22 protein-coding genes and 1 tRNA gene are annotated in these 22,768 nt (G+C 63.0%); 8 read left to right on the forward strand and 15 right to left on the reverse strand.

The window, feature by feature from the left end:
* Nucleotides 1-171: 171 nt before the first annotated feature.
* Complete coding sequence (locus tag ATY02_RS02860; RefSeq protein WP_068589534.1) at nt 172-1,263, reverse strand: ABC transporter ATP-binding protein; 1,092 nt, start codon at nt 1,261-1,263, stop codon at nt 172-174.
* Nucleotides 1,264-1,434: 171 nt separating this feature from the next.
* Nucleotides 1,435-2,352 (reverse strand): LysR substrate-binding domain-containing protein, encoded by a 918-nt coding sequence (locus ATY02_RS02865; protein ID WP_068589532.1) that lies wholly within the window; start codon nt 2,350-2,352, stop codon nt 1,435-1,437.
* 303 nt (nt 2,353-2,655) lie between these two features.
* On the opposite strand from ATY02_RS02865, the gene ATY02_RS02870 reads away from it, so the two are divergent.
* Nucleotides 2,656-4,239 (forward strand): peptidase M20, encoded by a 1,584-nt coding sequence (locus ATY02_RS02870; RefSeq protein ID WP_068589528.1) that lies wholly within the window; start codon nt 2,656-2,658, stop codon nt 4,237-4,239.
* Between the two features lie 353 nt (nt 4,240-4,592).
* Here the strand turns inward: ATY02_RS02870 and ATY02_RS02875 are convergent, their stop codons facing one another.
* From ATY02_RS02875 to ATY02_RS02900, 6 genes are all read right to left on the reverse strand, one after another.
* A complete protein-coding gene (locus ATY02_RS02875; RefSeq protein WP_068589526.1) occupies nt 4,593-6,224 on the reverse strand; it encodes a BBE domain-containing protein in 1,632 nt (543 codons plus the stop codon).
* A 192-nt stretch (nt 6,225-6,416) separates the two neighbouring features.
* On the reverse strand, nt 6,417-7,628 hold the full coding sequence (locus ATY02_RS02880; RefSeq protein ID WP_068589522.1) for a methyltransferase: 1,212 nt from the start codon (nt 7,626-7,628) through the stop codon (nt 6,417-6,419).
* A 48-nt stretch (nt 7,629-7,676) separates the two neighbouring features.
* On the reverse strand, nt 7,677-8,366 hold the full coding sequence (locus ATY02_RS02885) for an ABC transporter permease (RefSeq protein ID WP_068589516.1): 690 nt from the start codon (nt 8,364-8,366) through the stop codon (nt 7,677-7,679).
* Nucleotides 8,363-9,058, reverse strand: coding sequence for an ABC transporter permease (locus ATY02_RS02890; protein WP_068589513.1), 696 nt, complete (start codon nt 9,056-9,058; stop codon nt 8,363-8,365). The genes ATY02_RS02885 and ATY02_RS02890 overlap by 4 nt, the downstream gene beginning before the upstream one ends.
* Nucleotides 9,059-9,131: 73 nt before the next feature.
* Nucleotides 9,132-9,893: an ABC transporter substrate-binding protein gene (locus ATY02_RS02895; RefSeq protein WP_068589510.1), complete on the reverse strand. Its 762-nt coding sequence runs from the start codon at nt 9,891-9,893 to the stop codon at nt 9,132-9,134.
* Between the two features lie 13 nt (nt 9,894-9,906).
* Nucleotides 9,907-10,680 (reverse strand): ABC transporter ATP-binding protein, encoded by a 774-nt coding sequence (locus tag ATY02_RS02900; protein ID WP_068589507.1) that lies wholly within the window; start codon nt 10,678-10,680, stop codon nt 9,907-9,909.
* 555 nt (nt 10,681-11,235) lie between these two features.
* On the opposite strand from ATY02_RS02900, the gene gabP reads away from it, so the two are divergent.
* Nucleotides 11,236-12,627 carry a GABA permease gene (gene gabP, locus ATY02_RS02905; RefSeq protein ID WP_068589504.1) on the forward strand — a complete coding sequence of 464 codons (1,392 nt, stop codon included), beginning with the start codon at nt 11,236-11,238 and terminating at the stop codon, nt 12,625-12,627.
* Between the two features lie 381 nt (nt 12,628-13,008).
* Nucleotides 13,009-13,329, forward strand: a complete 321-nt coding sequence (locus tag ATY02_RS02910) for a hypothetical protein (RefSeq protein WP_068589502.1) — start codon at nt 13,009-13,011, stop codon at nt 13,327-13,329.
* A gap of 80 nt (nt 13,330-13,409) precedes the next feature.
* Here ATY02_RS02910 and ATY02_RS02915 read toward each other — a convergent pair whose 3' ends face one another.
* From ATY02_RS02915 to ATY02_RS02925, 3 genes are all read right to left on the reverse strand, one after another.
* Entirely contained in the window at nt 13,410-13,820 is a 411-nt protein-coding gene (locus ATY02_RS02915) for a hypothetical protein (protein WP_068589499.1), read from the reverse strand.
* A gap of 134 nt (nt 13,821-13,954) precedes the next feature.
* Nucleotides 13,955-14,929, reverse strand: a complete 975-nt coding sequence (locus tag ATY02_RS02920) for an alpha/beta fold hydrolase (protein ID WP_068589496.1) — start codon at nt 14,927-14,929, stop codon at nt 13,955-13,957.
* A gap of 40 nt (nt 14,930-14,969) precedes the next feature.
* A complete protein-coding gene (locus ATY02_RS02925) occupies nt 14,970-15,299 on the reverse strand; it encodes a hypothetical protein (protein ID WP_068589493.1) in 330 nt (109 codons plus the stop codon).
* 120 nt (nt 15,300-15,419) lie between these two features.
* On the opposite strand from ATY02_RS02925, the gene ATY02_RS02930 reads away from it, so the two are divergent.
* The 5 genes from ATY02_RS02930 (at nt 15,420) to ATY02_RS02950 (ending at nt 18,790) form a co-directional block, all read left to right on the forward strand.
* A complete protein-coding gene (locus ATY02_RS02930) occupies nt 15,420-15,740 on the forward strand; it encodes an isochorismate lyase (RefSeq protein WP_068589490.1) in 321 nt (106 codons plus the stop codon).
* Between the two features lie 115 nt (nt 15,741-15,855).
* Nucleotides 15,856-16,437, forward strand: a complete 582-nt coding sequence (locus tag ATY02_RS02935; protein ID WP_068589487.1) for a hypothetical protein — start codon at nt 15,856-15,858, stop codon at nt 16,435-16,437.
* A 232-nt stretch (nt 16,438-16,669) separates the two neighbouring features.
* Complete coding sequence (locus ATY02_RS02940; RefSeq protein ID WP_068589597.1) at nt 16,670-17,125, forward strand: hypothetical protein; 456 nt, start codon at nt 16,670-16,672, stop codon at nt 17,123-17,125.
* An 86-nt stretch (nt 17,126-17,211) separates the two neighbouring features.
* Nucleotides 17,212-18,231, forward strand: a complete 1,020-nt coding sequence (locus ATY02_RS02945) for a MerR family transcriptional regulator (protein ID WP_068589483.1) — start codon at nt 17,212-17,214, stop codon at nt 18,229-18,231.
* 34 nt (nt 18,232-18,265) lie between these two features.
* Nucleotides 18,266-18,790: an AAA family ATPase gene (locus ATY02_RS02950; protein WP_068589481.1), complete on the forward strand. Its 525-nt coding sequence runs from the start codon at nt 18,266-18,268 to the stop codon at nt 18,788-18,790.
* Between the two features lie 183 nt (nt 18,791-18,973).
* Here the strand turns inward: ATY02_RS02950 and ATY02_RS02955 are convergent.
* The 4 genes from ATY02_RS02955 to ATY02_RS02970 form a co-directional block, all read right to left on the reverse strand.
* Nucleotides 18,974-19,049 (reverse strand) — tRNA-Phe (locus ATY02_RS02955).
* Between the two features lie 106 nt (nt 19,050-19,155).
* The gene (locus ATY02_RS02960) at nt 19,156-19,428 is read right to left on the reverse strand and encodes an oxidative damage protection protein (RefSeq protein WP_068589478.1); all 273 of its coding nucleotides are present in this window, start codon (nt 19,426-19,428) and stop codon (nt 19,156-19,158) included.
* Nucleotides 19,425-20,492, reverse strand: a complete 1,068-nt coding sequence (mutY, locus tag ATY02_RS02965; protein ID WP_068589475.1) for an A/G-specific adenine glycosylase — start codon at nt 20,490-20,492, stop codon at nt 19,425-19,427. The genes ATY02_RS02960 and mutY overlap by 4 nt, the downstream gene beginning before the upstream one ends.
* Nucleotides 20,489-22,714 carry an AsmA family protein gene (locus ATY02_RS02970; protein WP_068589472.1) on the reverse strand — a complete coding sequence of 742 codons (2,226 nt, stop codon included), beginning with the start codon at nt 22,712-22,714 and terminating at the stop codon, nt 20,489-20,491. The genes mutY and ATY02_RS02970 overlap by 4 nt, the downstream gene beginning before the upstream one ends.
* Between the last annotated feature and the right edge of the window lie 54 nt (nt 22,715-22,768).

Consider the following 22,768-nt stretch of genomic DNA (forward strand, 5'->3'; position numbering starts at 1 on the left):
CCGAGGCGCCAGCCGTTGATTGTTGTTGTTCTGTACGAAAACCGGGGTGGTGATCCTCTGTAGGAGCCAAGCGTGCTCGCGATGGTCGTGAACGTTACGGGGTCAACGCAGCGCTCTGCAGTCCATCGCGGGCAAGTCTCGCTCCTACAATTGCCTGACTGATCGCGGGGCTCAGGCTTCCAGCAGGAAGCTGTGGCGTACCGGCCAGCTCAGCCACACCGGGGTGCCGCTGGGCAATCGGGCGCCGGGGTGATCGCCGGGTACCGAGAGGTTCACCGGTGCCAGCTCCGGGGCGATGTTCAATGCCAGATGCGTGCTGGAGCCCTGGTAGACCCGTTCGCCCAGGTGCGCCGGCAGCACGTTGTGCTCACCTGCTTGCGGTCGTTCGGTGTGCAGCGTCATGTGCTCGGGGCGTACCGCCAGCAACTGTGGCTGGCTGCTCAGTTCCCCGGGAAGCGCGGCATGCAGGGCGACGTCGCCGCAGCGGCCACTGGCGTGGCTGCCATTGCGGGCAATGTCGCGCAGCGGGAACAGGTTCATCTTGCCCAGGAACTCGGCGACGAAGCGGTTGCTGGGGCGGTCGTAGATGTCCTGGGGCGAGTCGATCTGCGCCAGGCGTCCCTGGTTGAAGATGGCGATGCGGGTCGACAGGGCCAGGGCTTCGCCCTGGTCGTGGGTGACGAACACGAAGCTGGTGCCCACCTGGCGATGGATGCGCTGCAGCTCGGCTTGCAGTTGTTCGCGCAGGTTCTTGTCCAGGGCCGAGAGCGGCTCGTCGAGCAGCAGCATGTCCGGCTCGAACACCAGGGCCCGGGCGATGGCCACCCGCTGCTGCTGGCCACCGGAAAGCTCGGACGGTTTCTTGTGCAGGTGTGCACCCAGGCCCACCACTTCGAGGATGTGCTTGACCCGGCGCTGGCGCTCCTCGGCCTTGACCCCACGGATGCGCAATGGGTAGGCGACGTTGTCGGCCACGCTCATGTGCGGGAACAGCGCGTAGCCCTGGAACACCATGCCGTAGTTGCGTTTTTCCGCCGGGCGCCGGCTGATGTCGACACCACGCTCCATGAGCTTGCCGGCGCTGGGTGAAAGGAAGCCTGCGAGGATCATCAGCAGGGTGGTCTTGCCTGAGCCGGAGGGGCCCAGGAGGGTGAGGAATTCGCCTTGGCGAACGTCGAGGTCAATGCCGTCCAGGGCAGTGAAGTTGCCGTAATACTGGCTGATTCCTTGGGCGCTGAGTTGAGTCGAAGGACTGCTGGACACTACAGAGTTCTCCTGCGGAAACCGACCTGCGCTGTGGAGTTTTTATTGTTGGAACAGCAGGCGGTCGGCTCATTATTGGCAAAAGCAACGGCACATCAATGGAATAATTTTTGCCTCATTGGTGAGTGAAATTATCCATTGGCCAGGGGCCGCTGCTGCCTTCTCCCAGGTTCAAGGCTTGATCAGCAAACTGTCGGTGATGCCTTGGGTGGTGTTTTGCAGCTGGTATTTAAGCCACGTCGAAAAGGCCCGTACCGCCGGCCTTTCAGCCTTGGCCGGATCGATCGCCAGGAAGTAGCCGCGCCGGGCGCTGATGGCGATATCGAAGGGTCGTACCAGCAGGCCCCGGGCCAGGGCATTGCCACTGAGCAGGCTGTCGCCGATGGCCACGCCCTGGGCGGCGATGCACGCCGACTGCGCACAGTGGGCGTCGGAGAAGGTGATGCCGCTGTCCGCGTCGATCTGCTCGACCCCGGCAGCGGCCAGCCAGGCGCGCCAGTCACTGGTGTCGTTCATGTGGATCAAGGGCAGGCCGGCCAGGTCCTGGGGCGTCTTCAAGCCGCCGATGGCGTTGATCAGGCGCGGGCTGCATACCGGTGAAAAATGCAGGGTGAAGATCGGCTCCACCTGCAGCCCGGGCCAGTCGCCGATGCCGTAGGTGATGAACAGGTCGGCCTCGGGATCGCTGGTATCGTCCCAGGAGCGCGGGTTGACCACATGCAGCCGTACCTCGGGGTATTGGCGCTGGAAGCTGTTGATGTGGTTGCACAGCCAGAAGCTGGTAAACCCCGGGTTGCAACTGATGCGCAACTTGCCGGACACCGCGGGCCCATCGAAGAGCCGGCCGGCGTCCTGGATGTCGGCGAGGATGCGCCGAACTTCGAGGGCATAGCACTGGCCCTGGTGCGTCAGGCCGATGCCGCGCCCGACCCGTTCGGTCAGGGCGAAGCCCAGGCTCTGTTCCAGGCTGATGATCTGGTGGCTGATGGCGCTGCGGGTCAGGCTCAACTGCTGGGCGGCGGCGGTCACGCTGCCCAGCCGGGCGACCGCGTCGAGGGCGCGCAAGGCGCTGATCGTGGGAAAACGCATACAACCTCCGGGGCGGGGGGAACGGGTCTTCGAATGCGTCCGGCCTGGTGTGTCCAGGCGCTTGCGGCGCATCAGGTCGCGCCGAAGTATGGGTCGCGCCAGCGTGGCATTGGTTAGTTTTTTTGACCATTGCTGGCGAAATAATTTGATTGATGTAGCCAGCGCTTCACCAATACTGGCCCTCGATCCGGGCTGAGCCGACCGGACCATTCCCATAACAACAACAGGTCCGGCTGGCCCGGGCGGGCGCCGAGGCGCCCAGCGCGCGACTGGCCGGGACCTGGATAACCAGGAGTGCCGAGGATGTCCCGCTACAAAGAATTCGCGCTGGATTGGGTCGAACGCCACCGTCAGCAACTGTCGGACTGGCACCAGGTGATCTGGCACTACGCCGAGCCGGCGTTTCGCGAGTACAAGTCCAGTGCCTGGTACGTGGCGTTGCTGGAGGCCGAGGGCTTCACTGTCGAGCGTGGCAGCGGTGGCATGCCCACGGCCTTCTGCGCCACCTTCACCCAAGGCCAGGGGCCGCTGCTGGCCACCTATGGCGAGTACGACGCAGTGCCAGGCAACTGCCAGGCGGCCACTACCCGCAAACAACCGCGCGAGGGTCTGTCGCGCTTCGCCCCGGGGCACACCGACCCGCACTCGGCCCTGGGCATCAGCGCCCTGGGCGGGGCCCTGGCGGCCAAGGCGACCATGGTGGAGTTCGGCCTGCAGGGCAGCATCCGCTTCTTCGGCGAGCCGGCGGAAAAGCTCCGTGCCTCCAAGCCGGTACACGCGGCCAAGGGTTATTACGACGACCTGGATGCGGCCATCAGCTTCCACCCCACCTACATGCTGCCACTGAACAACACCACCACCTGGGACACTCACTGCGGCATTGCCTACGCCTACATCTACAGCTTCACCTGCGAAGAGCCGGAGCAGTGGATCGCCGCCGATCGCTACAGCCCGATCCCGCAGAACCATCTGGCGGCCCGGGCCCCGGGGGCCAACGATGCCCTGGTGCATTTCTATACCCTGAACGAAAGCCTGCGCCGCTCGACCCTGCCGTTCACCGGGTTGTGGAGCTACAACGAGGCGATCCTCACCGCAGGCCAAGCCACGGCCGACAACCTGCCGCCGCACTTGTCGCAGATCCAGTACCTGCTGCGTTGCGACTCCATCGAGCAGGCCGAGACCATTTCCCAGGTCATGGACAACAACGCCGCCGCGGCGGCCATGGCCACCGGCTGCCGCTGGAAGAAGACCTGGGTGTGCAAGTCCCGCGGTGGCCTGCCCAACCATGTCATGGCCCAGGCCACCTACGACAACCTGGCGGCGGTGGGTGCCCCGCAGTGGAACGAAGAAGCCTGTGAGATCGCCCGCCAGATCCAGCGCAATCTGGGCCTTGAGGCCATGGAGCGGCCCTTCCTGCCGGCCACCGAGGCCTTGATCGAACCCCAGGAGTGCGAGCGCCAACTGCGCCTGCAAATGCCGGCCTGGCAGAACTACCTGACCTCCGACGACTACCCGGAATACACCTGGCACTGCCCGACCGTACGTTTGCTGGTGGCCCGGCCGATGCTCAGCGCGCCGCCGGGGACGGTCTATCCGGATTGGGTCTCCAACGCCCTGGGCGGGATTCGCCAGACCATCGACCCAATGATCGAGGTAGCGGCCAAGACCATCGCCGCGACCCTGGTGGACTTGCTGACCGACGAGGCATTGCTGGCCGCGGCCAAGGCCGAGTTCGTCGAGCGCACGGGTGGCGGGATCGGTGGCAGTGGCTGGCAGGCGCCGCTGCTGCCCAAGGACTTCCAGGTGCCCCATGACTTCCGCTGGCCGGAGTACATCCGCACGGCGCGGGGTGAGGAATGGTGGATTCCGGCGCGGGCCGACGAGTAGCCGCCGGTGCCAGGGCGAGGGGGCGTTATGCCGCTTCGCTCGGGCGCTTATGCACAATGGATGGGTTTTTCGGCCAGGCAGATGACGAATCTGTGGAGCCATTCTCATCTTTTTGCAACTGGCTGTTTTTTCGGGATTTTATTTTATGAACAAAAAATGACCAACTGCGGATTGCGCTTGCGCATCCCGTAATCACGGGCATTCTCAAGATTCCATCAACAGACTTATCCACAGGTAGCGACGTCCTGTCGCAGAGGCATGCAGCCTGCTCGTCTAGCCGATGGCGCTGGGCCGCCGGGAGGCTAGATCGAGCACGCTGTGGTCATGCCGGTGTGATGTGTCCAGGCCGGCACCTACTCGGTCCTTGTGGCCGGAATGGACAGTTCATTACGAAACAGGTTGTGTGGGTCAACGGCGGCTTTGAGGTTGGAAAGCTTGGTGATGAGCTCGGTATTCCAGCCGTAGTACAGGTTCAGCCAGTTGGGGTCTAGCGCGCCGGTGTCGGTGTACTTCATGTCGACATCGGGGTAGTTGATGTAGCAGCCATCGTAGGCAGGTCTTTGCGGCTTGCCGCCGTGCACGGCGGTGAAGATGTTGCGAATCCAGGCCAACTGCACCGTGTCATCGGCGGCATGGGTCCAATAGGTCTGGTATTGGGCCTTAAGCAGCGAGCTGCGTTGAGGAACAGCAGTGGTGCCCATGCCCTTTTTGTTGATCGCCCCGCCGTAGGAATCAATCTGCACCAGCGACTGGCTGAAGCGTTTGTCTGGCGTGGCTTCGGTCAAGTGCGTCAACAACGCGTTGCAGGCCTGCTCGGAGAACTGTTCGACCTGATAGTCGGACTTGTATTTACCCCGTTGATTGTTGCCTGAGCCGTTGATCATTTGAGTGACGTACAGCCAGTCCATCGCCGTGTGTTGAGCGGCTGCTCCTTTGAATTTCCTGCCCGCATGAGGGTGCCTGAGCGGGGCAATGTTCGGTTCGATGAAGCCGTCATGCAGGGTCGGCGTCAGGCCCGCCGCGGCATTCATCTTGTTGATGAAATCGTTGAGCGGTATGTCGTTGGCGCCACCGACCTGGCCATTGGGGCCGGTGTACTGGATTGCCAGCACCACATGGTCGGAGGTGTCCACGTGGTTGAGTTTCAACAGGGTGAACAAGCCACCGTTGCCAATGCCTTCCACCGTGCTGGTTGCGGCGGCGTCGTTATCGGCGAACCACTGCCAATAAGCTCGCAGGAAGTTCGAGAAGTTGGGGATCAGCTCTTTCCACGGGTAGGCCAGGGGAATCCAATAGGCTTTTTGTGGGGCTTGGGGCAGTTGGTCGAAGTAGTAGCCGATGATGATGCCGAAGTTGCCGCCGCCGGCTCCGCAACAGGCAGTGAACAATGCCTTGTCGTTGTTCGATGGGCTGTCCGCGCGAACATGGCGGAATTCCAGTTGCCGCGAGTTTTCCACAGGTACAAGAATGTCGACGCCAGTGACCCAGTCCACGGTCAATCCCTGCAGGCGCGATAACAACCCATAACCGCCACCGCTGATATGGCCGCCCACGCCGACCGAATAACATGAGCCGCCAGGAATGGTGCGCCCGGCCTGCTTGTACAGCGACAGGTAGGCGTCCCAGTTCTGGTTGCCGGTCAAGATCATGAATCGATACTTCTTGTTCCGGCTGTCCCAGGGAGAAGTGATGGATTGGCTTTCATCGTATTTCAGGCCTTTCATTTCCCCCACGTCGATAATCGCCAGGTTTTCTGTCTCGCCGTTTAACTTGTTGGAAACAAAGCCCTCGTAGCAGTGGCCGCCACTGCGCACCGTGATGCGATAGCCCTCACTCAGTGCGGTATTGGCTGCGGCCAGAACTTCATCGGGTGTCGTACACACATAAATCCGCTGTGCGCCCTGTTCGATGCTGGGCGGCCAGCGCAGGTTGAAACCCTTCTGCAGGGTTTCATAAGTGTGCGCCAGGTGGTCTATGACGTTCATGGATAACTCCCTGTAGGTGATGGTGAACCTGGCGACTTCCTGTCGAAAATGACCGCCCTGGTTGCGCCGGATCGGTTGCCCGAGCGCTGCTTGTGGCCAGCACGCCTAGAGACTAGTAGCTGTAACGAACTTGGTTTTTCTTTCGTGGGGGCAAGTGCAACCAGCAAGGGTCGGGGCAGGCCCAACGGCGGGTTATCGGCGTTCTGCCAGCAACAGCAGATTGCGCGGGGTCAAGGAGGCCTGGCAGAAGGTTCCCAGGCGTACGGCATACCCCTGCTCTTGCAGGAACAGCGCCCGGTCCAGTACCAGCCACAACTCCAGGGGGCGGCGGAACAAGCCGCGCAGCAGTTCCAGGTTGCGTACCTGGGCCAGGCGTTGCCAGCCAGCGGCCTCCAGTGCCGGCCAGTCCTGCTCGCCCACTGTGGATAATTCTTTCAGACTTGCCAGGTCGCGGCAGTAGTCGGCGAACGGCTTGTCCAGCCAGTGACTGGGCAGCGAGGGGGTGGGCAGGTAGTCATCGACGCCACGCAACTGGCGTTGCAGCAGGTCGAAGGCCAGGCGGCGGGCCATGGAGGTGTCGCGCTGGCGACGCACGCGGGCGCCGGCGGTCACGGTTTCGCTCATGGGCAGGGCCAGGTCATCCACGGACAATGCCAGTGCAGAGGCCTGGGCGGCTGTGGATAAACCCTGGTAGTGGCTGGCGCTGGTGCGGTTGTAGCAGCACGGGGCGATGGCCAGCTGTGGACAACCCTGCTGGCTGGCCAACTGGATCAGGCGCACATGCAGATCGCCGCAGGCATGCAGGGCCACCGGGGCGCATTGCGGATTCAGGTGCGATGCGGCGCCCGCCGCCAGCACATCCTGCTGGAGATGACGGGCGGACAGGGCATGGTGTTGGCTCAGTTGTTCGCCGCTGGCCACCAGCGCTGGGTCGTATTCCAGGCAAGTCAATTGCTGCCCGGGCTGGAGCAGGCGTCGGCCGAGGTGGCCCTTGCCGGCGCACCAGTCGAGCCAGTGAGTAGGTGTGCGGTCGAATTGCAGGCGGGCGGCGAAGGCCTCGATCTGCTGCCATTTGCGCCCGGGCACATCGACGTTCAGGCGCTGGCGCATGGCTGGCAAGCCTGCGCCGGGCAGTTCTGCCACGTTGCCCAAGGCCTGGGACTGGGTGGAGAGTTCGGCGAAGGGCGCAGGTGCCTCCAGCTGTTCAGGGTGGTTGTGGGCCGCCTCGGCGTCCTCGAGGGAGCGTTGCCGCAGCCATTGGGCAAGCCCGGGATGCCGGGCTTCCCAGGGCAGTTGCAGGTGGTGGAAGGGGCGCGGGCGCCACAGGTCCTGGTGCTCCAGGAGAAAGCTGTCCAGGGCCTGGAAGCGAGTCAGCAGGGCGGGGCCTTGGAGAGTCGGGGGCATGGCGTGGCGTCCGGAACAGGCCCGCTTCCAGGTGGAAGCGGGAGGGACTCAGCGTCCCTGGCAGGCCTCGACCCGCAACCAGCGCTCCAGCAACTTGAAGCCGCGCACCAGGATGTAGGCCATCAGCAGGTAGAACAGCCCGGCGGCGAAGAAGATCTCCACCGGCAGGTAGGTCCGGGCAATGATGGTCCGGGCCATGCCGGTCAGTTCCAGCAGGGTCACGGTACTGGCCAGGGCACTGGCCTTGAGCATCAGGATCACTTCGTTGCTGTAGGCCGGCAGGCCGATGCGCGTTGCCCGCGGCAGGATGATGTAGAACAGGGTCTTGGGCCGGGACATGCCCAGGGCCCGTGCCGCTTCGATTTCCCCAGGCGGAATGGCCTGGATCGCGCCCCGCAGGATTTCGGCGATATAGGCCGCGGTGTGCAGGGTCATGGTGGCGGTGGCGCACCAGAACGGGTCCCGCAGGTAGGGCCACAGGGAGCTTTCGCGCACGCTGTCGAACTGTGCGAGGCCGTAGTACACCAGGAACAGTTGCACCAGCAGCGGCGTACCGCGGAAGAAGAAAATGTAGGCATAGGGCAGGGCGCGCACGTACCACAGGCGCGACGAGCGGGCGATGCCCAGGGGGATCGCCAGCAGCAGGCCGGCGATGACGGCGATGGCTACCAGCTCCAGGGTCAGGGTCGCCCCCTGGGCCAGCTTCGGCAGCCACTTGATGATCACTTCCCAGTTCATTGGGCGCTCCTTGCGAAGCCGCGAGCGGCGCGTTTTTCCAGGAAGTGCATGCCGATCATGGCCAGGATGGTCAGGCCCAGGTACATGAAGGCGGCGACCATATAGAAGGTGAACGGTTGCTTGGTGACGGTCACGCCGATCTGCGCATGGCGCATGATTTCTTCAAGACCGATCACCGAGACCAGTGCGGTGTCCTTCATCAGGATCATGAACAGGTTGCCCAGGCCCGGTAGGGCCACGCGCCACATCTGCGGCATGATCAGCCGGGTGAAGATCCGCCATTTCGACAGGCCCAGGGCCAGGCCGGCCTCACGATGGCCCTTGGGAATGGCCAGCAGCGCGCCACGGAACACCTCCGTGGCATAGGCGCCAAAGCACAGGCCGAGGGCGATGACCCCGGCGGAGAAAGCGTTGAGTTCGAGGTCGGGGTTGCCGAGAAACTCCCCCAGGGCACGCATGCCGTTGACCGTGCCGAAATAGATCAGCAGGACCCAGAGCAGCTCCGGAACGCCACGCACTACGGTCGAATAGGCGCCGCCCAGCCATTGCAGGGGCCTGTAGGGCGAAGTCTTGGCCAGGGCACCGGCCAGGCCGAGCACCAGCCCCAGGCACAGCGCCGAGAGTGCCAGTTTGACGGTCATCAGCGCGCCAGCGGCGAGCGCCGGGCCGAATCCGTAAAGGTCGAGATTCATGGTCTAGTCATATCGCAAGGCGTTGCAGAGGAGCGGCGCACTCAGGGGAGTGCGCCGGCCAGGCAGTTCAGGATCATTCGATGCTGAAAGGGAAGTACTTGTCGTTGATCTTCTTGTAGGTGCCGTCGGCCTTGATCTCGGCCAGGGCCTTGTTCAGGCGCTCGCGCAGTGGGTCGCCCTTGCGCACGGCGATACCGATCTTGTCGCTTTCCACCACAGGCTCGCCCTTGAACTCGAAGTTCTGGCCGTCCTTGCTCTTGAGCCATTCGTACTGCACGTACTTGTCGGCGAGGATGCCGTCCAGGCGACCGGAGAGCAGGTCGAGGTAGGCGTTTTCCTGGGTGTCGTAGAGCTTGATGCTGACGCCGTAGTCGTCTTCCATGTTGCGGTCGTCCAGCCAGGTGCCAGCCAGGGTCGCGCGCTGGGCACCGATCACCTTGCCCTTGAGGTAGGACTTCTCGACCTTGAAGTCGACCTTCTTCGGTGCGATGAACTGCAGCTTGTTGGAGTAGTACGGATCGGTGAAATCCACCGCCTGCTTGCGCTCGTCGGTGATCGACAGCGAGGACACCAGGAAGTCGAACTTCTTGGCGTTCAGGGCCGGGATGATGCCGTCCCAGTCGGAGGTGACCACTTCGCACTTCTCGACTTTCATCTTGGCGCACAGGGCATCGCCGATGTCCTTGTCGAAACCGACGACCTGGCCACTGGCGTCCTTGTTGTTGAACGGTGGGTAGGCTGCCTCGATGCCCATCTTCAGGGTCTCGGCGGCAGCGCTGGCGCTGAAGGCCAGGGTGACGGCAGCGGCCAGGAGGATTTTCTTATAGCTCTGCATGCGTTTAGCTCCGTTAGCGGTTGCTGGACATGAATTGTTTGCAGCGTGCCGAAAGCGGGTTCTCGAAGACCTGCTGCGGCGAACCTTGCTCTTCTACCAGACCCTGGTGCAGGAACACCACTTCGCTGGAGACCTGGCGGGCAAAACTCATTTCATGGGTGACCAGCAACATGGTGCGGCCTTCTTCGGCCAGGGCGCGGATCACGTTGAGGACTTCCTGGACCATTTCCGGGTCCAGGGCCGAGGTCGGCTCGTCGAACAGGATGACCTTGGGTTGCATCGCCAGGGTCCGGGCGATGGCGGCACGCTGCTGCTGGCCGCCGGACAGTTGGGCCGGGTAGGCGTGGCGCTTGTCGGCAATGCCGACCTTGGCCAAAAGGGCCTCGGCGCTCTCGATAGCCTCGGCCTTGCTCTGGCCCAGCACTCGGCGTGGCGCTTCGATGATGTTGTCGAGCACCGTCATGTGCGGCCAGAGATTGAAGTTCTGGAATACGAAACCGATCTCGCTGCGCAAGCGGTTGATCTGCTTGCCATCGGCGGCTATCAGCTCGCCGTTCTTCGCGGCCTTGAGCTTGAGCTCTTCACCGGCCACCAGGATCTGGCCCTGGTGCGGGTTTTCCAGCAGGTTGATGCAGCGTAGGAAAGTGGACTTGCCGGAACCGGAGGAACCCAGGATCGATATCACGTCACCGTCGCGTGCGGTCAGCGAGATACCCTTTAGTACCTCCTGGGAGCCGTAGCGTTTGTGCAAGTTGCGGATTTCAAGCGCGGGCGTGGCCTCAGCCATGTGCGGTCCTCATAGAGTTCATTGTGCTCCTGCTGTTGGGCTGCCTTCCTGGCGAGGCGCCAAGCTAGCATAGGGTTCGAATCGCAGCCAACAGCACTGCCGGAGGTAAACGGGGAGCATGTGACAGGTTGTCGCATCGGCACAGCTGACTGTCGCCCCATCAACAACCGAACGCCCGTTTGAACCCTGAATCCGGCGGGTGTCGCGTAAAAAAAGGCGCGATGGTGCCAGCTTTGGCCGGGTGTTGGAAGGGTTAACGGGCCAAAGGTCATCGATCCGCTTCTTAATTGGGCATTCGCTACTTTCCGGGTGTGTTTCTGGTGCGCGATTTCGCTCTGCAATTGGGTTGCCTGGTAACGCCGTGGCGAAATGCCATTGTTCTCAAGTACTTGCGAATCTCCGCCGGTCGGTTGGCCAACCCGCGATGCCTGGGGCTCTGTAACATTTTGGCGCAAATCTTGCGTATGAAATAAAGCACGCCCTGTTGATTTCTTTTTACGAGAACGAATGCAAGCCGGGTGGAGTTAGTCTTTTTTCGTTGCAAAGGTGCTTTCCATGAGCGGTACGCAACTCTCCAATGACCTCGAACAGGGGCTCAAACCACGGCATGTGACGATGCTGTCGATCGCTGGCGTCATCGGTGCCGGTCTCTTCGTCGGTTCCGGCCATGCCATTGCCGAGGCCGGTCCGGCCGTACTCCTGGCCTATGCCGCCGCCGGTACCCTGGTGGTACTGGTCATGCGCATGCTGGCGGAAATGGCGGTTGCCTCGCCGGACACGGGTTCGTTCTCGACCTATGCCGACCGTGCCATCGGGCACTGGGCCGGTTTCACCATCGGTTGGCTGTACTGGTGGTTCTGGGTGTTGGTGATCCCATTGGAAGCCAATGCCGCCGCCACCATCCTGCATGCCTGGTTCCCCGGCGTGGCGATCTGGGTGTTTACCCTGGTGATCACCCTGCTGCTGACTGCCACCAACCTGTTCAGCGTGAAGAACTACGGTGAGTTCGAGTTCTGGTTCGCCCTGATCAAGGTGGTGGCCATCATCGGTTTCGTGATCCTGGGCCTGGCGGCCATCTGTGGCCTGTTGCCCAATAGCCAGGTCAGTGGCGTCGCGCATCTGGTCGACACCCAGGGCTTCATGCCCAACGGTCTGGGCGCGGTGCTGGCGGCAATGCTGACCACCATGTTCTCGTTCATGGGGACCGAGATCGTCACCATCGCCGCGGCCGAGTCCCACAACCCGGGCAAGCAGATCACCAAGGCCACCAATTCGGTGATCTGGCGGATCGGCCTGTTCTACCTGGTGTCGATCTTTATCGTCGTGGCCCTGGTGCCATGGAACGACCCAAGCCTGGCCCAGGTCGGTTCCTACCAGACTGTGCTGGAGCGCATGGGGATTCCCAATGCCAAGCTGATCGTCGACCTGGTGGTGCTGGTGGCTGTGACCAGTTGCCTGAACTCGGCGCTCTACACGGCCTCGCGCATGCTCTTCTCCCTGGGCAAGCGTGGTGATGCGCCGGCTGCCGCCAAGCGCACCAATGCCAGCGGTACGCCTTATTGGGCGGTGATCCTGTCCACTGCCGCAGCCTTTCTCGCGGTATTCGCCAACTATGTAGCGCCGGCTGCGGTGTTCGAGTTCCTGCTGGCCAGTTCCGGTGCCATTGCGCTGCTGGTGTACCTGGTGATCGCGGTATCGCAATTACGCATGCGCCAAAAACGCATGGCCGCCGGCGAGAAAATTGCCTTTCGCATGTGGCTGTTTCCCGGCCTGACCTATGCGGTGATCGTATTCATTGTGGCGATCCTGGGCATCATGCTGTGCCAGCCGGAGCACCAGACCGAGATCCTCGCCACCGGCTTGCTGAGCATCATCGTGGTGGTTGCCGGACTTCTGGTGGCGCGTCGACGCAAGCTGGAGCGCAACGGTGCCCTGGCCTTGAGTTGACAGGTTGAACGCTTGAGAGCAGGAAAAGGCCGCTGCCAGCATTGACAGCGGCCTTTTTTATTGGATTTGAGACTTGTTACATGGCGTTTCGTGGACAGCATGCAGGCGAAATAGTAGCCTGCGCGCTCTTCGATAAGAGCTCTTGCGTGCCAGCGTGAGAGGAGCTAAGGAATAGCGCTGTAGTACAAGGGATTGAACGCTTGTCGGAACTTCGGATCCGTTGCCACCTACCTTGCACCTGCTTCGCCTTTCCTGCTCCTGACTTGTCTGCGCCTGTCTTTGGCGTGGCCGATGGTCCCATCTCGAAGAACTGAGCATTCAGGTTCCAATGGTGATCGCCCGGTCATTGGTTCCTCAATATGGGGCGGCAAGGAGACGCGCATGGCGTTCACTAAAATCATCTTCAAAAACCCGAACACCGGAGCCATCAAGGAAGCGCCAGTTGGTTTTTCCTGGACCGTGTTCTTCTTCGGCTTTATCCCGGCTCTGTTCCGCGCCGACTGGAAATGGGCAGCCATCATGTTCCTGCTGTCCATGTTCACCTTTGGCCTGAGCAACCTGGTGTTCATGTTCATCTACAACAAGCTGTTCGTCCGTGACCTGATCGGTGCCGGCTTCAAGGCCCAGTCCATTGCCAGCGGCGACCTGAACTTCGCCAGCTCGCGCATCGGCATGGAAATCCCGCGGCTGGAAGCGGCCTGAGTATCGGGCAGCTCTCGTAGCTGAAATGCAAAAGGGCGCATCCACTGGATGCGCCCTTTTTTCATGCCTGTCGGCAGCCCTCAGCCTTTGTCGCTGAACAGTGCCTGGGAAGCGGCGACATAGTCGGCCTGGAAGGATTCGGACTCGATCCAGGCCAGCGCCGTGGCTTCGTCGGCCTCGGTGGACCAGTTCCGGTATTCGATCAGTGCCGCGAGGATGAAGTCGGTGGCGCCTTCTTCGCCTTCCTGTTCGTACACCAACTCCAGCAGCGGGTCCGCCAGGAACGTCGCGCACATGGCTTGCTGGCTGGTTTTCTCGGCTTCGCGCATTTTCACGAACAGCTCGGTCAGGTCCACCGACTCGAAATCGATGCGGCTGTCGTTGGGGTCCAGGTCCAGCTCCGAGGTCGGTGCAGTACGCTTGGCGCGGTTTTGCTTGGCCTTGGTTTTCGCCCGCTGGGCCCTTTTCTGTTGCTTGTTCGCAGATGCCATGGGCGTCTTACCTTGTTGCCTGAAGGTGTATCGCATGGGGCGCCGCAGGGTGGCGCCCGGTCAGGCGGGCAAGGATGCCAGTAAATCGAGGGCGGGGCACCTGCCATCGGCCGGGAGGTGGCGTCCTGGGCTGCTCAGGGGCGAGGGACGATGCGCCCAGGGCTGCGGCTGTCCAGCTCGCCGTGGCGCAGCCAGCCCAGCATGATCGGCCAGAGCCGGGTTTCGAAACGGCTGTGGAAGAACGCGAAGTGGCCGACCTCGGTTTCGCCGATGTCTTGTGGGGAAATGCGCAGGTGAGTGCGTGGGCTGTTGTGGAAATAGCCCAGCAAGCGCTCGATGGCGGCCACGGTGCCGAACGGGTCGTCGCTGAGGCTGATGGCCAGGATCGGTGCCGTGACGTGGGCGAAGGGCTGGCCATTGCGCTCGGCGGCGATCCTGCGGCCGCTGGGGCGTCCCTCGTAACGAGGGTGGGGAGTGCTCCAGTCGCTGACCACCCCGGCCGGCGTATCCTCCATCCAGCCCAGGCGTTTGCCGGGGAAGTAACCGTAGAGGCGTGTCAGCAGGGGCATTGCCAGGTGCCATTTGCCCAGCATGCGCCAGCGCACTTGTGGGGCGTAATCGCGCCAGTAGGCGAATTGCGCCCCCATGGTGGCTATGCGGCGGATTTGTCCAGCCGACTCGCCAAGGCCTGCCGCGCAGCCGCCGAAGCTGTGGCCCACAATGTCGATCGGTTGCCCGGGAAACTCTCTCTGGGCGCGTTTGAGCATGGCCTCGAAGTCCAGGGCGCCCCAATCCGACCAGGAGGCCTTGAAGCCCTTGAGGGCCGCTGGGCGGGATTCACCGATGCCGCGGTAGTCATAGGTCATGACGTCGAAGCCGTGGGCGAACAGGTAGTCGGCGAAGCGGAAGTAATAACGGCAGCGCACCGAGGTGGCGGCGCTGATGATCACTACCGGGCGCTGCGGATCAGGCTGGGCGTGGCGCCAGGCAAAGCCGCCAATCAGGAAGCCGTCTGCGGCAGGCTCGTTGAAACTCTCGCTGGGGCCGCTGGCAGGCTCGACCCTGGCGGGGTCCGAGACGGGCTGTTCGGGGGGTGACAGCAGGGACATGGGAGGTTGTTCCTGGATGGCCGGAGTGAGGGGTTCAGGTTCAGCGGCGGCGTTTGTCGGTGCTCATTAATAACCGGCCAATCCACAGCGCGGCAACTGCCAGTGCGCCCAGTAGCAGAGTGGTGGTGCCCTGCCAGAGCAGTTCGGCGTAGAACTGGGTGGGCTGTAGCTCCAGGCTATAGGCGAGCTTCGGGCCGGCGCGGTTGCTGGTGACAATCACGCCCTGGCGCACCGCGCTCCCCAGGGTCCAGCCCAGCAGTGCAGTGAGTGCCAACAGCACGCCACCGATCAGCAGGAATACCCAGGCCCCCCTGCCAGTCTTGCCGGGCTTGGGGTGGGGCAGGGGGATTCGGGTTCTCTTCTGGTTCACGCGAGCAGTTCCTTGGCGGTCGGATGGGCGCGAGCCGCAACTTTACTCCCATGCGCCGCCATGGGAATAATCCGGGCCGGCCAAGGCCGGGTATCCCTAGACGTCAATGGAGCCTTGAGCATGGAAGTGAAGCACCAGATGAGCCCGGAACAATGCCAGGGCATGGACGATATCCGTCGGGAAATCGACACCCTGGATCGGGCGGTCATTGCGTTGCTGGGCGCGCGTTTCAAGTACGTGCTGGCCGCGTCGAAGTTCAAGACTTCGGCGGCCACCGTACGGGCCGAGGAGCGCTTCAAGGCGATGCTCGCCACCCGCCGCGAATGGGCCGAGGCCGAAGGCCTGAGCGCGGACGCGATCGAGAAGCTGTACAGCGACTTGGTGCAGCATTTCATTGCCGAGGAGATGAAGCATTGGCAGGCGGCGCAGGCGCCTGCTTGAGGTGGTAGGTCGGTGCCCGGTGTTGAGTGGGTTGTGCTGCGCCCAGACGCGCGCTTGATCTGTATCGGTGCGGGTATGCTGGCGGCTTTTTCTTGATCGATCAGGAACGACAACGATGCAATTTCGCTCATGGACAGGGCTGGCGCTGGCGGCGCTATTGATGGTGACCGGGCAGGCGCAGGCCAGCGAGCCCTCCTCGGTGTACTTGCGTTGCACCATGACTCCCGAACAATACGCCAATGCCATGGCGGCGGCGCCACGCCCGGCGATCTCCTATGGCGATTGGCAGAAGTGGTTCGACAGCAAGGACATGTACGGCTCGGCGCGGGTCGATGCCCAGTGGTTGCAGGATTCCGGTGCGCGCAGCCTGCAGGAGGTGGTGCAGATCTGGGCGGGGCAGGGTAGCGCTTCGCACTATGATCCGCGCACCGGCCGCTGGCAGTTCGCCTTGCTGGAGTTCACCGACAACTACGGCGAGATGATCCAGCTGCTGGCGCCCTTGCGTGGCGTCGCCGCCTTCTGCCAGCCCGACTCCGACAGCTTCCTGTTCATCTACTCCTACATCTGGGGCGATGGCGACAACGCCTACCTGGCCCTGGACCAGGGGCGCAGCCGGTTCGCCGGCGGACCGACCGCGGCGCAGCGGGCCGAGGCCGATGCGGCGCTCGAGGGGCTGATGGCGTCTGGGGCGGACTGAGTCGGCCTTAGGCGCCTTTGCTCAAGCCATGGTGCCGAATCGGTCTAAAACCGCCGATCTCGGGGCGTACACTGACATTTGGGAGCTTGAGGCGGGCCGGCTGTGCAAGGCTGCCGTGGCTTGGCCATTCGAGATGCAATAGGGGAGGCCCGGGCGCTACCGATCCTGGGGCTGGAGGCTTGATGGTGGCGTCCCATTGCAGTGGTTCGAAGCGAACCCGGGAGTGGTCATCATGAAATGCTCTTCCATCAGTGTCATGTCGGCGCTAGCCGTGGTGCTGCTTGCGTTGGCATCGCCCAGCGCACTGGGCGCCGTCGCCAGCAGCGAGCCGATCGATCCGGCCGGCGTCCAGCTGGTGCCGCAACAGCAGAACGGTATCGCCTATCTCAGTGGCGGGATCGGCCTGGACGAGTCGCGGGCTATCCAGCAGGTCAGGGGCTACAACCTGCACCTGACGTTTTCCGTCGGCCCGCAGAACCAGTACACCTCGGATGTGGACGTGGCGATCGAGAATGCCCAGGGGCATTCCCTGCTGAACCTGGCCGGGGTAGGGCCGATCGTCTATGTGCAACTGCCCCCCGGCAAGTTCCAGGTCGTCACTACCCGCAAGGGCCTCGAACGGCGTAGCACGATCGATGTCGCCGCTAGCGCCCGGCGCGATCTCAACGTCCATTGGGATAGCTTTTGAGCGCGGCCCTGGGGGCTTGAACCTGACGTAGCGTGAGGATTTATGCTGTCTTCAATCATTGCTCGGCATGGATAGGCAGGTGAGGAATGTTGAAGATCGGTGAACTGGCTCTCAGGGCTGGCGTTACAGTGCGCACCTTGCATCATTACGATGGGCTGGGACTGCTTTCTCCATCCGCACGCTCCAATGGCGGTAGTCGGCTGTATTCACCAGCCGACGCCGCTCGTTTGGGGCGTATCCAGTTGCTCAAGCAGGGCGGGCATTCGCTGGACCAGATCAAGCAGATGCTGCAAGCGGACAGCCTGTCTCCCGCAGAGCTCATTTCCCGGCAACTCGAATCCCTGGCTGTGCAGCAACGCCAGATCGAGAAGCTGCGCGTGCGCCTGCTGAGGCTGAACCAGACGGTGTGCAAAGGTGCTGTGCTCCTCGGCGTCGACTGGATCGACAGGCTGGAGATGCTGGTGCTGCAAGAGGAGGTCTTGTCCGAGAGCGAGATCGCTGCCTTGCTGGCTGTAGAGGAGCGGCTGGACGATCTTGAGCGGGACTGGGAAGTGCTGGTGGCCGATGTCCAGTCAGCCATGGCGGCGCAGATGCCAGATCACTGTGCGCATGCGCAGGCACTGGCATGGCGCTGGATGCGCCTGGTGCACTTGACCGTCGCAGAGGATACCGGGCTGGCCTTCAAGCTGACGGCGCTCCAGCGCAACTCCCGGCGAGCGCAGCAACTCAATGGCATTCATGACGCCATGCTGGATTGGGTCATGACGGCATTCACACATGCTCGAGTAGCGCTATTGGGCAACTACCTGACCCCCACCGAGCAGAGAGACCTGACCCGGCGCCAACTCGAGCATCTCTGGCAGTGGCAGCCCTTGATCGCGCTGGCCCGCGAGCATCAGCGCAACGGCCTCGAAGCCGCATCCCCTGGCATGCAGGAACTGGCTCGACAGTGGTGGGGGTTGTTTCGGGCCTCCCATTACGGTGACGACCCGGAGCTTGAGCGCAAGGTGCGCCATGCCTATGAGCAAGAACCTGGCCTGAGTCGATACACGGGCCTGGACGACTCGCTGTCGCAATTCATCCACCGCGCTCTGGCGCTGATCTAAATCGTGTTGCCGAACTTTCAATAGGGAATTGATCATGGAACACAATGCTGTCCACCTGGTTTGCGGGCCCGTGGGAGCGGGCAAGTCCACTTATGCCCATGAACTCTCGAGCGGCGGTAGCGCCGTGGTTTTCTCGATGGATGCGTGGATGGCCAAGTTGTTTGCGCCGGACATTGCGCCGGGCACCACTGTCCAGGCAATGAACCCTGCCTGGTTCGCCGAGCGAGTGGATCGTTGCGAGGCAGTCATCTACTCGATGGCTGGCGAGGTGTTGCGCTGCGGCGGTTCCGTCATCCTCGACCTGGGCTTTCTTCGCCGCCAGCGACGCGATACGGCTTATGCCTTTGCTGCTCGGCATGCCAGCCCGGCCGTACTTCACTACGTCACCGCGGAGCCGGAAGTGCGGCGCAGTCGAGTGGCACGCCGCAATGAACAGCGGGGGCAAACCTACGTCATGGAGATCACTCCGCCGATGTTCGATTTTGCTGAAAGCGTGTTCGAGGCTCCGGAGGCGGAGGAGCTGGCCAGCGCGCGGGTGGTATTCACCGATCGTGAATAGGTGCCAGGTGCGGCGCGCCACTCAAGCGCTCTGCCTGATGCTGGCAGTGGGGCGTATCGCGGCCTTGCTGGGAGCGGGGCTCCAGGCCGAATCGGCTGGCAAACCGTAGAAAGCAAAAAGCCCGCACTAGGCGGGCTTTCTGTGTGTCTTCAGGTGTGCTTGGCACCACCTGAAAACTGAAGGTGGTGCCCAGAGACGGAATCGAACCGCCGACACGGGGATTTTCAATCCCCTGCTCTACCGACTGAGCTATCTGGGCAACGGGGCGCATTAAACGGGTTTTTCAGGGGGGCGTCAAGCAAGTTTTGAAAAAAAGTTTAATTATTACCGCCGCTTACGATCCGCCCCCCGGATTTGCAGCGGTTTTACTCCGCTGGCGGCACGTAACCTTCGGCCTTGGCGTATTCCTCACCGGAGAAGTACTTGTCCATTTCCGCCTGGATGAACTTGCGATCCTCGGCGTTCATCATGTTCAGGCGCTTTTCGTTGATCAGCAGGGTCTGGTGTTTCTGCCAGTCGCCCCAGGCCTTGGCCGAGACATGCTCGTAGATATCCTGGCCCTTGGCGCCCGGGTACGGAGGGCGTTCCAGGCCTGGCAGTTCTTCTTGGTACTTGCGGCACATTACGGTGCGGGTCATGACGACTCTCCTGCATTCAATACTTCAGCCGCGCGTTTGAGCAGTGTCTTCACCGGGGCGGCAAGGCCCAGGCGCGGCGGGGTGGCGAGGTTATACCAGAGCCAGTCGGCCTCGGCGACGTGCAGGGCCGACTCTTCGACCCGGATCAGCCAGGGCTCGATGGCCAGCTGGAAGTGGCTGAAGGTGTGTACCAGAGCGGGCATCTGCTGTTGTTGACCCAGCTCCAGGGAATGTTGCAGGGCCAGGTGCCGGATGTCGTCCAGGTCATCGAGCTCCGGCAGGCTCCAGAGCCCGCCCCAGAGGCCGCTGGAAGGGCGGCGGTAGAGCAGGATGGCGCCTTCGCGGTTGGCCAGCATCGGCATCAGGGTGCGCTTCTGGGGGACTTCCTTGCGCGGCTTGGGCACTGGGTAGCGGGTTTCCAGGCCGAGCATGTGCGCTTCGCAATGTCGTTCCAGGGGGCACAGCAGGCAGCTGGGCTTGCTGCGGGTGCACAGGGTCGCCCCCAGGTCCATCATCGCCTGGGTGTAGTGGTTGGCCCGTGCGTGGGGGGTGAAGCGTTCGGCGGTCGCCCACAACTGCTTGGCCACCTTGGGCTCGCCCGGATAGCCCTCCTGGGCCGTGAAGCGCGCCAGGACCCGCTTGACGTTGCCGTCGAGGATCGGCGCCCGCAGGCCCATGCTGATGCTGGCGATGGCCCCGGCGGTGGACAGGCCGATGCCTGGCAGCTCGGTGAGTTTCTCCACGTCGCGGGGGAACTCGCCGCCGTATTCGGCCACCACGATCTTCGCGGTCTTTTGCAGGTTGCGCGCCCGGGTGTAGTAGCCCAGGCCGGTCCACAGGTGCAGCACTTCGTCTTCCGGCGCTTCGGCCAGGGCTTGCACCGTGGGCAGGGAGGCCATGAAGCGATCGAAGTAATTGAGCACCGTGCTGACCTGGGTCTGTTGCAGCATGATCTCCGAGACCCAGACTCGGTACGGGTTGATGTCCTGTTGCCAGGGCAGGTCGTGGCGCCCGTGACGGTCGTACCAGTCCAGCACCGCGCTGGAAAAAGCCTCGGCTCTCATCGCTTGAACAGCCCCTTGATCGCGTTCTTCAGTTCCGGGCTGACCTTGTCGCCGAGTTTCTCGTCGATCTTCTCCTTGAGGCGGTCGCCCGCCAGCTTGGCAGCCACCTGGCCCAGGCCGTCCTTGTCCAGGCGGCAGGCCTTGGCGCCCAGTTCCAGCGGGCCACGGCAGCGCAGCGGCAGCTCGATGCCACGGAAACGCTCGCCCACCTGGCAGGCCGGGTCCGGGTTATCGCTCAGGTCGCCCTCGACGATGATGCCCACGCGGTAGTCCATGCCCAGTACGCGCAGGTCGATATCACCGTTGCCGTTGACGCTCATGCCGGGGATGCGCACTTTCAGGTCCGGGTTGCTGGCCACGCCGTTGCGCAGGGTCAGGTTGCCCTTGAGTTCCTGGAACGCAGTGTCCTTGCCACGCGGGGTGCTGGTCAGGTTCTTGCGATTGAGCACCGCGATGCCCTGGCACAGTTGCTGCTCGATGTTGGCGTTGAGCAGCACGCCGTTGTTGATGCTGAAGCCGACATTGCCGTTGAGGCTGTCGACCAGGGCCTTCTGGCTGTTGCCGCTGCCGGTGAGATTGCTGTTCAGGGTCACCAGGCCCTTGACCGGTGGGGTCTGGCCCTGGCTCTCCAGGATGCGCTCCACCGGCACCCGGCTGATTCGGGTTTGCAGGCCCAGTTGTGGCGTGCTCTGGCGCACGTCCAGGGTACCGCTGGCCTCGAAGTTGCCGTTGTACAGCTCGCCCCGCAGGTTCTCGAGCTTCAGCAGGCCACCCTGGCCGGACGCCTTGAGGGCGGCGTTCTGGATCGGCAGCTTGTCCAGGGTCAACTTGCCGAAGTTCAGGTCGGCGTCCACGTCGAGCTTGGCCAGGCGCTCCACCGGCAACAACCGGTCAGTGCTCCAGGCGCCCTTGGTCGGAGCGTTGGGCAGGGGGGTGGTGCCGGCGCCTGCCATCGCATCGGCCTCGCTGCTCTGTACTTCGGCCTTGCGCGCCGAGGCGGCGCTGTTGGCTGCCGCGGACTTGGGCGGCAGATAGCGGTCGACATTGAAGGTATCGGCCTTGAGCTGGGCGCGCAGGGATTGCTTGGCGAAGTCCTCGACGGCCAGGCGGCCGCTGAAGGTGCTGTCGTCCAGCTTCAGGTTCAGGTCCTCCAGGGCCAGGCTGGTGGGCGTGGCTTGCAGGCGGCTGGCCAGCTCGACCTTGCTCAGGCTGCCTTCGGCCATGGCCGGCAGGGTCTGGCCGATGCTGTCGACGAACTTCGCCAGGTCGAACTGGGCGATGGAGATTCCACCGCTGACCTGGGGCACCTTGTCCAGGTCGTTGACCTTGAGTTCACCCAGGGCGCGCAGTTGGTTGAGAGAGACTTTCAGGCCCGTCCATTGGCCGACGTTGGCGGCCTTGTCCAGCAGCAACTGGCCTTGGGCGGAGAAGGTCACGGTCTTGCCTTGCAAGGGGTCGCCGGCCACTTCGCCGGACAGGCGCATGTCCTCGAACTGGTAGCGCTGCAGGGCGCGGTCGAAGCGCAGTTCGCCATTGAGTTCGGTGCGCACGCGTACCGCTGGCTGGTTGCTGGCCAGGAAGGCCGTGAGCTTGACCGGGGTGTTGGTGGCTTCGTGGATCGGCCCGGTGCTGAGCTGGATGCTCTCGGCGGTGAACTGCTTGCCAGTCTGCTCGTCGTTGTATTCGACCCGGGCGTTGTTCACCGTCAGGCTGTCGATATCCAGGCGGATCGGCTGCGCGGGTTTTTCCGCGCTAGCCGCAGCCTCGCCGGTTTCACCGGTGCTGGTGGCAGGCGTCTCGGCCTGACGGTCGGCCGGCGCGGCCTTGCCGATGTCCTGCCAGTTGCCGTGGCCGTCCTTGTCGCGGTTCAGGCGCAGGTTCAGGCCCTCGACCCGGACATCGCTCATCTGTACTTCGCGACGCAGCAATGGCAACACGCGCACCGACAGGCCAAGCATCTGCAGGTCGGCAAAGGGTTGGGTCGGGTTGGCCAGGGTGGCTACCGCGGCATCGTGCAGTTCCAGGCCGAGCCAGGGGAACAGGCTCCAGCCGATGTCGCCGTTGAGAGTCAGCTCGATATGGGCCTTGTCGCGGGCAATCTGGCGGATTTCGTCTTTGTAGTCGTTGGGATCGAACAGGTGGGTCAGGGCGAAGCCCAGAGCCACGACGATCAGTAACAGCCCGAGGATTACCAGACCCAGGATTTTGCCGAACGCTTTCATGGGCGAGTCCTTGTATGTCGAATTCAAAATTTAGCGGGGCAGTATAACGCTCCG

It is taken from the genome of Pseudomonas sp. BIOMIG1BAC, assembly GCF_001705995.2.
GTDB classification, from domain to species: Bacteria; Pseudomonadota; Gammaproteobacteria; order Pseudomonadales; family Pseudomonadaceae; genus Aquipseudomonas; species Aquipseudomonas sessilinigenes.

Bases quoted from the DNA above. Each gene is read 5' to 3' on its own strand.
- ATY02_RS02915 (WP_068589499.1), bottom strand. From the start codon at position 13,820: ATGGCATCTGCGAACAAGCAACAGAAAAGGGCCCAGCGGGCGAAAACC.
- ATY02_RS02880 (WP_068589522.1), bottom strand. From the start codon at position 7,628: ATGCCCCCGACTCTCCAAGGCCCCGCCCTGCTGACTCGCTTCCAGGCC.
- ATY02_RS02950 (WP_068589481.1), top strand. From the start codon at position 18,266: ATGGAACACAATGCTGTCCACCTGGTTTGCGGGCCCGTGGGAGCGGGC.
- ATY02_RS02930 (WP_068589490.1), top strand. From the start codon at position 15,420: ATGGAAGTGAAGCACCAGATGAGCCCGGAACAATGCCAGGGCATGGAC.
- mutY (WP_068589475.1), bottom strand. From the start codon at position 20,492: ATGAGAGCCGAGGCTTTTTCCAGCGCGGTGCTGGACTGGTACGACCGT.
- ATY02_RS02970 (WP_068589472.1), bottom strand. From the start codon at position 22,714: ATGAAAGCGTTCGGCAAAATCCTGGGTCTGGTAATCCTCGGGCTGTTA.
- ATY02_RS02960 (WP_068589478.1), bottom strand. From the start codon at position 19,428: ATGACCCGCACCGTAATGTGCCGCAAGTACCAAGAAGAACTGCCAGGC.
- ATY02_RS02865 (WP_068589532.1), bottom strand. From the start codon at position 2,352: ATGCGTTTTCCCACGATCAGCGCCTTGCGCGCCCTCGACGCGGTCGCC.
- ATY02_RS02940 (WP_068589597.1), top strand. From the start codon at position 16,670: ATGAAATGCTCTTCCATCAGTGTCATGTCGGCGCTAGCCGTGGTGCTG.
- ATY02_RS02870 (WP_068589528.1), top strand. From the start codon at position 2,656: ATGTCCCGCTACAAAGAATTCGCGCTGGATTGGGTCGAACGCCACCGT.
- ATY02_RS02900 (WP_068589507.1), bottom strand. From the start codon at position 10,680: ATGGCTGAGGCCACGCCCGCGCTTGAAATCCGCAACTTGCACAAACGC.
- ATY02_RS02885 (WP_068589516.1), bottom strand. From the start codon at position 8,366: ATGAACTGGGAAGTGATCATCAAGTGGCTGCCGAAGCTGGCCCAGGGG.
- ATY02_RS02910 (WP_068589502.1), top strand. From the start codon at position 13,009: ATGGCGTTCACTAAAATCATCTTCAAAAACCCGAACACCGGAGCCATC.
- gabP (WP_068589504.1), top strand. From the start codon at position 11,236: ATGAGCGGTACGCAACTCTCCAATGACCTCGAACAGGGGCTCAAACCA.
- ATY02_RS02875 (WP_068589526.1), bottom strand. From the start codon at position 6,224: ATGAACGTCATAGACCACCTGGCGCACACTTATGAAACCCTGCAGAAG.
- ATY02_RS02920 (WP_068589496.1), bottom strand. From the start codon at position 14,929: ATGTCCCTGCTGTCACCCCCCGAACAGCCCGTCTCGGACCCCGCCAGG.
- ATY02_RS02890 (WP_068589513.1), bottom strand. From the start codon at position 9,058: ATGAATCTCGACCTTTACGGATTCGGCCCGGCGCTCGCCGCTGGCGCG.
- ATY02_RS02935 (WP_068589487.1), top strand. From the start codon at position 15,856: ATGCAATTTCGCTCATGGACAGGGCTGGCGCTGGCGGCGCTATTGATG.
- ATY02_RS02895 (WP_068589510.1), bottom strand. From the start codon at position 9,893: ATGCAGAGCTATAAGAAAATCCTCCTGGCCGCTGCCGTCACCCTGGCC.
- ATY02_RS02945 (WP_068589483.1), top strand. From the start codon at position 17,212: ATGTTGAAGATCGGTGAACTGGCTCTCAGGGCTGGCGTTACAGTGCGC.